Origin of the sequence: Myxococcus sp. CA039A (assembly GCF_013336645.1) — a bacterium.
GTDB classification, from domain to species: Bacteria; Myxococcota; Myxococcia; order Myxococcales; family Myxococcaceae; genus Myxococcus; species Myxococcus llanfairpwllgwyngyllgogerychwyrndrobwllllantysiliogogogochensis.
In genome coordinates this window covers 1-6,820 of sequence record NZ_JABUMQ010000462.1, presented here as the reverse complement: position 1 = coordinate 6,820, position 6,820 = coordinate 1, and the positions used below count along the sequence as shown (strand labels likewise).

Here is a 6,820-nt window from a genome sequence, read left to right as displayed (position 1 = left end):
CCCGCCACCCAGCCGGACCGGCACGTTCACTGAAGCTCCGCCACCCTCGCATCCGAAAGAACTACAGGCCCGCCTGTCCATCCCTTCGCATCCCAGGGCGCCAATCGCCTGGATTCGCGGGTCCCAGGCGCTGGCACGCGGGCTGCTCTACCGAGAGCCAGAGGATGAACCCGAGAGGAGCAGGCACATGACGACGGAAACGGCTGCTTGGACTCGCGACAATGACGGTTGGCTCGTGCGGGTGAAGGTGGGCGGGCGCATCCAGGAGGTCCGCTGCACCACGGAGGTGCAGGCGCGCTACATCGCGGGCGTGCTGGCCTTCAATCCGCCTCCCGCCTCGAAGCTGCGTCACTGAGCCAGGCCGAGAGGGCCCGTGGGCGGGCTGACCAGGTACGCGTCGAGGTGGTACCAGTTGTTGTACGCGACCTTCCACGCGCCCTCGTGGACACCGGGCAGGGGGATGAGGGGGCCACCAATCTGGCCGCTGGTGCCCCAGGTGAAGCCCATGTCCACGCCGGTGGACGTCTCCTGCACGGTGAGGTCCGTGGCGAGCTGGGTGTTGAACCGGCGAATCTCAGAATTGGTGCCGGACACCCAGAAGATGATGCGGTGGGCGCGCACGTCGAAACCGAACGCGTAGAAGGCGCCCGAGTTGCTCGGGTCCGTGACGATGACGGTGTGCGCGCTGAGCAGGTAGGGGCTGTGGGGATACAGCGGCGTGCCGGTGGGGATGCTCGACAGGGGCGTGGGCGCGGTGGGGATGGCGTACGGCGTCCCGGGAATGGTGCCCGGGCAGTAGTTGGACAGCGGCGGAGGCACGGGGAGCGCGTGCTGCTCGGTGGAGCCCAGGGCCGCGAGGTCCTCGGAGGCCGACACGTCGGAGGGGTCGCCACCGCAGGCGGCGGTGGACAGCGAGAGGATGCAGAGCAGCGCGGAGCGGAGATTCTTCATGGTGTGTTCCTCGGTGTGAAGTGACACGTCGAGCGTCCACGGCCCTGGGGAGCCGAGGTCGCCTGTGTTGGTGTGGCGGTGGTGAAGTGAAGCGGTGAGGCCGGGCTATTCGAAGACGACGACTGTCTTCACCCAGCTGTCGGGCCGCGCGGACAGCTCGCGCAGGCGTTCATCCCTGAGCGCGGTGGCGGCGCTGGCGCCGGCGCGGATTCGCTCCATGACCCGCGCGAAGAAGGGCCCGGCTTCGGCGTCCGGGATGTCGATGGGTGAGGCGATGACGGCGCGCGCGCCCGCCTCCGCGAAGGCCACCGGGAGGCTCCACGGCGCGTGGAGGTACGGCGCCGTCCTCGCGGCCTGGCAGGCGCCAAGCAACACCACCGGCGCGCCCTTGAGCTTCTGCTTGCGCACCTCGCCCGCGGTGAGCGCGTAGCGGCCACCGGCCTCGGGCGCCATCACCAGCAGCGATGCATCCGACACGCCCAGGTTCACCAGGCCGTGCGCGTGAATCTCCACCTCGGTGGCCTCGGCCAGCTCGGCCAGCAGGCGCGACGGCGTGGCGGCCGCGCCCGTCAGCTCCACTCGGCGCGCAGACGGCCCCCCCGACAGCTCCCAGCTGCGCAGCCGGGGCAGGCGCAGCGAGGCGGGGGCATCCACGTCGTAGACCACCAGCGGGCGCGGCGCGGACACACCAGGCGCCGTGGGCTTCCGGCCCGTGTCGTAGCTCCAGGCGAGCTCCGGCGGCAGCAGGCCCGCCTGACCATGGACCGGATAACGCGCGAACACATGCACGTGCTCGCAGGACTTCAGCGCGGAGGCCATCGCCGGAGGCACCAGCGCTGCGACGTCGAAGTCGGGCGAGCGGCGGCTCGCATCCTGATGACCGAGCAACTCGCCCGCGGGGCCTCGCGCGGCGACGAGGGTGCGCTCGTCATGCACCTCCACGCCCAGCGCGCAGCGGGTGGGAGCGGCGACGCCCGTCTCTTCCGCGAAGAGGGTCAGCGCGCCCGCCCAGTCGCCGGTGGAGCCCGCATCCAGGATGAGGGACGAATAGCTGTAGGCGCGGGCCTTGGCGGCCACCGGGTCCTGCGAGCCCAGGCGCGCGCCGTCGTCGATGGCTTTTCGCAGGAGCGCGCGGCCCGCCTCGCGGTCCGAGCCGATGACGGCGCGCCCCTCGATGTGCGTGGCGATGACCTTCTCACCCGGACGCAGCCAGCCCGCGGCGTCCAGCTTCTTCAGACCCTCGCGCACCTGCTCCACGTCCCCGGGCTTCGGGTCCAGGCGAGCGAGGTCCGCCAGCACGAGGCCGCCGTTGAGGAAGAACGGCACGTCGCAGCTCGGCGCCTTCTGGAGTTCCTCGCGCGCGGCTTTCGGCTGGAGCGCGAAGACATGCAGGGACGCCAGGCTCTCGTGGACATGTCGCCGGGCGGAACAGCTCCTGTCACGCAGGGCCTGCTCGCCCAGATAGGCACGCGTCAGGGCGAAGGCGTTGCGGAAGCGCGCCAGGTCGCCCAGCACCAGCAGCAGGTCCGCCTGGAGCTTCCACTCCTGCGACTGGCGCGCCCACTGGAGGCCCGCCAGGGCGTGCTCGCGCGACTCCACCAGTCGGTGCTCGTCCTTGTAGATGTGCGCCAGCAGGTGCTCCAGCTGGCCGCAGCGGTAGTCCGCCTTCGCGCTCGCGCACGCCGACACCGCGCGCAGGAGCCGAGCCTCGGCGCCGGCCAGGTCGCCCCGGGCATACTCGGCCAGGGCGCGCTCGCGCTCCACGTTGAGCGTCAGCCACGCGTCGCCGAGCGACTTCGCCGCCTGCTCATACACGTCCAGGTGCGCCGGCAAGCCACCCGCCAGGGGCAGCAACCCCAGGAGGATGTCCTGGTGCGCGGACCCGGCGAACTCCTTCGCGAGCGGCGCCAGCTTCGCGCCATCGAACTTCCCCAACAGCACGTCGCGGAACCGGGCGGCCAGCGGCGCGCGGCGCTGGAAGTCGAGGGTGGCCACGCGCTCGGCGTAGCGCGCCATCGTCTCTCCGCCGTAGTGCGCATCCAGCACCCGCGCGAGCGGCAGCAGGGCCTTCACGTGCTCGGCGGACGGGGCCGTCCACACCGCGATGTTGAACCAGTTGCGCGCCGTGCCCGGCACCGCGCGCGCCACCTCGTCGGGGAAGGGCGTGCCTTCCAAGGCCAGCACCCGGCCGGCCTGCTGCGCGGACTCCCACGCGCCCCGTCGCCCGTCGAGCTGACGCCGCAGCACCGCCGCGCGCTCCTTCGCCTCCTGCGCCCAGCCCACCTCACCGAGCAGCGCCACCGCGTCGAAGGCCTCCGCCGCCAGCGCGTCCAGCCCCAGCTCGTGCAGCACCAGCGCGCGGTTCCACAGCGCCTGCGCGTGCTGGGGGTGCTTCTCCAGGACGCCGTCCAGGAGGATGAGGGCCGACTCCAGCTCCCCCTTCGTCAGCGCCACCACCGCCCTGTCGCTGTCCACGTCCGGTGACGAGGACGCGCGTTGCAGGTAGTCCGCCGCCTGCTCGCGCTCGCCGCGCAGCAGGTGTCCCACCGCCAGGCCCTGCAGGTCGCCTTGGGCCTCCAGCTTCGCCAACATCTGGAGGGGCACCAGCTCCCGGGGGCGCTCATCACCGGAGCGCAGCACGCCATAGGGTCGATGCGCGCTCGCGCCCGCCCAGCTCAGCCGAGCCTCCAGCGAGCGCGTGGGCGCCAGGGCGAGTAACTGCGTCTCATCGCTCCCCGTGTTCCGGGTGCGCAGCACCACCACCGCGAAGACGGCGGCCAGCGAGCCGGACAGCGCGGCGGCGGCCACCCAGTTGCGACGGCGGCTCCACGCGGGACGGAAGGCCCTCACGGGCGCGGCCTCCACACGGGACGCAGGCGCCACGGCTCCACTCACGGCCGCCTTCGCGTCCACTTGCGCCAGCTGCCCCCCGAGCGCCTGGAGCTGGAGGATGTCGTCCAGGTCCGCCTGACACGTCTCGCACGTGCCCAGGTGCTCGCGGAACGCATCGGCCTCTTCCACGGACAGCTCGCCGTCCGCGAAGGCATGCACCTGGTCGTGGATGTCCATGGGCTCCGGAGCGCTCATGGCGTCTCCGCCTTGCCGGTGCCACCGGGCATCAACAGCTCCTTCAGCTTGCGGCGCGCGCGGATGAGGCGCGTGCCCACGGTGGCCTTGGGAATCCCCAGGCGCTCCGCGATTTCCTGGTAGGGGCGCCCCTCCAACGCATGGAGGCGGTACACCGTGGAGAACTCCTCGGGGATGCGCTCCAGGGCCTCGCGCAATTGCTCGGGGCCAATGGCGGCCCACGCGGGCGCGGCCTCGGGCTCCGGCGCGGCGATGCGCTCCTCCAGCTCCTCCGCCGACACATCCGAGCGGCGCTCACGCGTCCGGGAACGACACCGGTCGATGAAGAGGTGATGGAGGATGGTGAAGAGCCACGCGCGCCCGTCCGTGCCGGGGCGGTAGCGGGCCAGGTTGCGCAGCCCGCGCTCGAAGGTGTCCTGGACCAGGTCCCTGGCGTCCGTCGCGTTTCCGCACAGTCGGAGCGCCGTGGCGTGCAACGCCGCCTCGTGCTCCCGGGCGAAGGCCGCGAACCAGCGGCTGTCCAGGGTCGGCGTTGAGAGGGGCCTGCTTTCCACGTGGGGTGCAGGCTGGACCGTCCTGTCCGTGCCCGTCAAGCCCTGAGACCGTGCTCGGCGGGGGAGTGCGACGGGTATTTGCAGGGCGAAGGCATCCATGGCGGCTTGCCCCACTCAACGCCGCCCCCTCGCCATCTTCCCGAAGGAATTTCCGGGCGAATTCATCCGCCCCCACCGGGGCCCTCCAAGCGGATGGGCTTCAGGCCCCCGCCTGGGGATTGCGCCGGACGATTTCGCCATTGAGGACGTTGGCGAAGCCCACCCACGCCAGATACGGCGCCACCAGCCACGCGGCGGGCCGGTCCACCTCGCGCGTGGCGGCGATGTAGGCACCGATGCTGCCCAGCAGGGCCACGTTGTCCGCCAGGGCCTGTCGGGGCTGATGCCGACCGAAGAAGAGCCAGGACCACGCGGCATTCAGGCCCAGTTGCACCCCCCACCATCCCAGCGCCCGGGAGCGAGAGGGCCCCGCGGGCGCCGTCCACACCCGCCAGCCGGAGATGGCGATGAGGGCATAGAGCGCCGTCCACACGGGCGCGAAGGCCTTGGGCGAGGGCTGGAAGGGAGGCTTGCGCAGGTGTCGGTACCAGCGGGTGTCGGCGGAGCTGTGTCGTGCCCCCAGGACCGCCGCGCCCAGCGTGAGCGCGCCAAAGGCGCCCAGCGCGATGACGGACTCGGTGCGCAACGTGGGGTTGAGGGCGGCGCGCTTCACCGGCCCCGGAACGGTTCGCGTCGAGGGCTCCCACGGGGTGTGCATTGGACGTTCTCCCACGCGCGATGCGCGCCAGTGTTCGGTGCAAGGTGGTGATGGCCCGCATCGCCTGCCACCCCTGTTGACTGTTGGCGGGTGGGCGCTCTATCGAGCCTTTGGGGAGGAACGACATGGTGAGCGCGGAGGAAGTGCTCGACTTCTGGTTCGGTCAACCGGCGGACCCGGCTCGCAACCCGGCCTGCATTCGTCCTCGCGCCGCGTGGTTCCGGCGCGACGCGGCCTTCGACGCGGAGTCCCGGGACCGCTTCCTGGACGCCCACGAGCGCGCGGCGGCCGGGGAGCTGAGCGCCTGGCGGAATGAACCCCGCAGCAGCCTGGCCCTGGTGCTGCTCCTGGACCAGCTACCCCGCAACATCTTCCGGGGCACGCCGCGCGCGTTCGCCACGGATGCCATGGCGCGCTCGGTGGCGCGTCACGCGCTGGCGCGGGGCCTGGACCTCACGCTGCCCTCCGTGTGGCGCTGGTTCATCTACCTGCCCTTCGAACACAGCGAGGAGCTCTATGACCAGCGGCTGTCGGTCTCCCTCTTCGAGATGCTGACGCTGCATCATTCCGGCAGCCACGAACCGCTCGACTACGCGAAGCGCCACCTGGATGTCATCGCGCGCTTCGGACGCTTCCCGCACCGCAATGATGCGCTGGGCCGGCCGTCCACGCCCGAGGAGACGCGCTTCCTCCAGGAGCCGGGCTCGTCCTTCTGACGGGCGCCGCGCGCTCCCGACGGGCCCAAGGCCCTCACCTGGGCCCGTGCCTGAAGACCGGCGCGAATAAGCCGGGCGCGCGTGCGTCCGACGCCGGGCGAGCACTCGTGGGCTCGTCATGTGCGCTCGTCACATGGATGTGAATTCAATGTATTCGTGATTTTATCAGCGTCCTTCCGGCCGGGGAGATGCCTGACGCGAGTGCGTGCTGGGTTAGTGTGACGACCCACGCACATCGCAAGAGGGGGCCGTGGCGGGAGAGACCTGGAAAATCATCCGGCTGCGCTGGCGCAACCACTGGCGGTTGATGCTGGGCGTGGCGGTGTTGTCCACCGCGCTGGCGGCGCTGGCGTGGCGCGGCGGCTGGCTGGACGACCTGGAGCGCGGCGCGTACGACCAGGCGCTCACCACGTTCACCGACGGGCGCGGGAAGTCTCCCCACGTGTCGGTGGTGGTCATCGACCAGTCGACGCTGGACGGCATCCGCGCCAACGAGCGCTATGCGCTCAACTTCGGTAGCTGGCCCTACAGCCGCAACCTGTGGGCCCGCGTGGTGGAGCAGTTGGAGGCGGAGGGCGCGCGCGCCGTCGTGTTCGACGCGGTGATGGACGAGCGCTCCTCCGACGAGTCCACGGACCTGGCCTTCGCCCAGATGCTGCGCGACACACGCATCCCGTTCTTCCTGGGCGTCTCCACCAACGCCAACGCGCAGCCGTTGCCGCGCGCGGACTTCGACCAGGTCCCCGCCTCCCCGC

Annotated in this window: 7 protein-coding genes; 3 read left to right on the top strand and 4 right to left on the bottom strand. The window is 71.3% G+C overall.

Annotated features, from left to right (window positions below):
* The first annotated feature begins 187 nt into the window (after positions 1 to 187).
* Positions 188 to 355 (top strand): hypothetical protein, encoded by a 168-nt coding sequence (locus tag HR086_RS43400; protein ID WP_174457468.1) that lies wholly within the window; start codon positions 188 to 190, stop codon positions 353 to 355.
* Here HR086_RS43400 and HR086_RS43395 read toward each other — a convergent pair.
* The 4 genes from HR086_RS43395 to HR086_RS43380 form a co-directional block, all read right to left on the bottom strand.
* Positions 349 to 951: a hypothetical protein gene (locus HR086_RS43395; RefSeq protein ID WP_174457469.1), complete on the bottom strand. Its 603-nt coding sequence runs from the start codon at positions 949 to 951 to the stop codon at positions 349 to 351. The two genes, HR086_RS43400 and HR086_RS43395, sit on opposite strands and share 7 nt — an antisense overlap.
* Before the next feature lie 105 nt (positions 952 to 1,056).
* The gene (locus HR086_RS43390) at positions 1,057 to 4,038 is read right to left on the bottom strand and encodes a CHAT domain-containing protein (RefSeq protein ID WP_174468573.1); all 2,982 of its coding nucleotides are present in this window, start codon (positions 4,036 to 4,038) and stop codon (positions 1,057 to 1,059) included.
* Positions 4,035 to 4,592 carry an RNA polymerase sigma factor gene (locus HR086_RS43385; RefSeq protein ID WP_246137869.1) on the bottom strand — a complete coding sequence of 186 codons (558 nt, stop codon included), beginning with the start codon at positions 4,590 to 4,592 and terminating at the stop codon, positions 4,035 to 4,037. Before HR086_RS43385 ends, HR086_RS43390 begins: the two co-directional genes overlap by 4 nt.
* A 199-nt stretch (positions 4,593 to 4,791) precedes the next feature.
* Positions 4,792 to 5,349, bottom strand: coding sequence for a TspO/MBR family protein (locus HR086_RS43380; protein ID WP_141649192.1), 558 nt, complete (start codon positions 5,347 to 5,349; stop codon positions 4,792 to 4,794).
* 125 nt (positions 5,350 to 5,474) lie between these two features.
* Between HR086_RS43380 and HR086_RS43375 the strand changes: the two genes are divergently transcribed.
* The gene (locus HR086_RS43375) at positions 5,475 to 6,065 is read left to right on the top strand and encodes a DUF924 family protein (protein ID WP_174457471.1); all 591 of its coding nucleotides are present in this window, start codon (positions 5,475 to 5,477) and stop codon (positions 6,063 to 6,065) included.
* A 250-nt stretch (positions 6,066 to 6,315) separates the two neighbouring features.
* Positions 6,316 to 6,820, top strand: a 505-nt coding sequence (locus tag HR086_RS43370; protein ID WP_174468572.1) for a CHASE2 domain-containing protein, incomplete at its 3' end; no start/stop codon positions are given.

Coding starts and splice junctions, on each gene's coding strand:
- HR086_RS43375 (WP_174457471.1), top strand. CDS start 5,475: ATGGTGAGCGCGGAGGAAGTGCTCGACTTCTGGTTCGGTCAACCGGCG.
- HR086_RS43380 (WP_141649192.1), bottom strand. CDS start 5,349: ATGCACACCCCGTGGGAGCCCTCGACGCGAACCGTTCCGGGGCCGGTG.
- HR086_RS43395 (WP_174457469.1), bottom strand. CDS start 951: ATGAAGAATCTCCGCTCCGCGCTGCTCTGCATCCTCTCGCTGTCCACC.
- HR086_RS43390 (WP_174468573.1), bottom strand. CDS start 4,038: ATGAGCGCTCCGGAGCCCATGGACATCCACGACCAGGTGCATGCCTTC.
- HR086_RS43400 (WP_174457468.1), top strand. CDS start 188: ATGACGACGGAAACGGCTGCTTGGACTCGCGACAATGACGGTTGGCTC.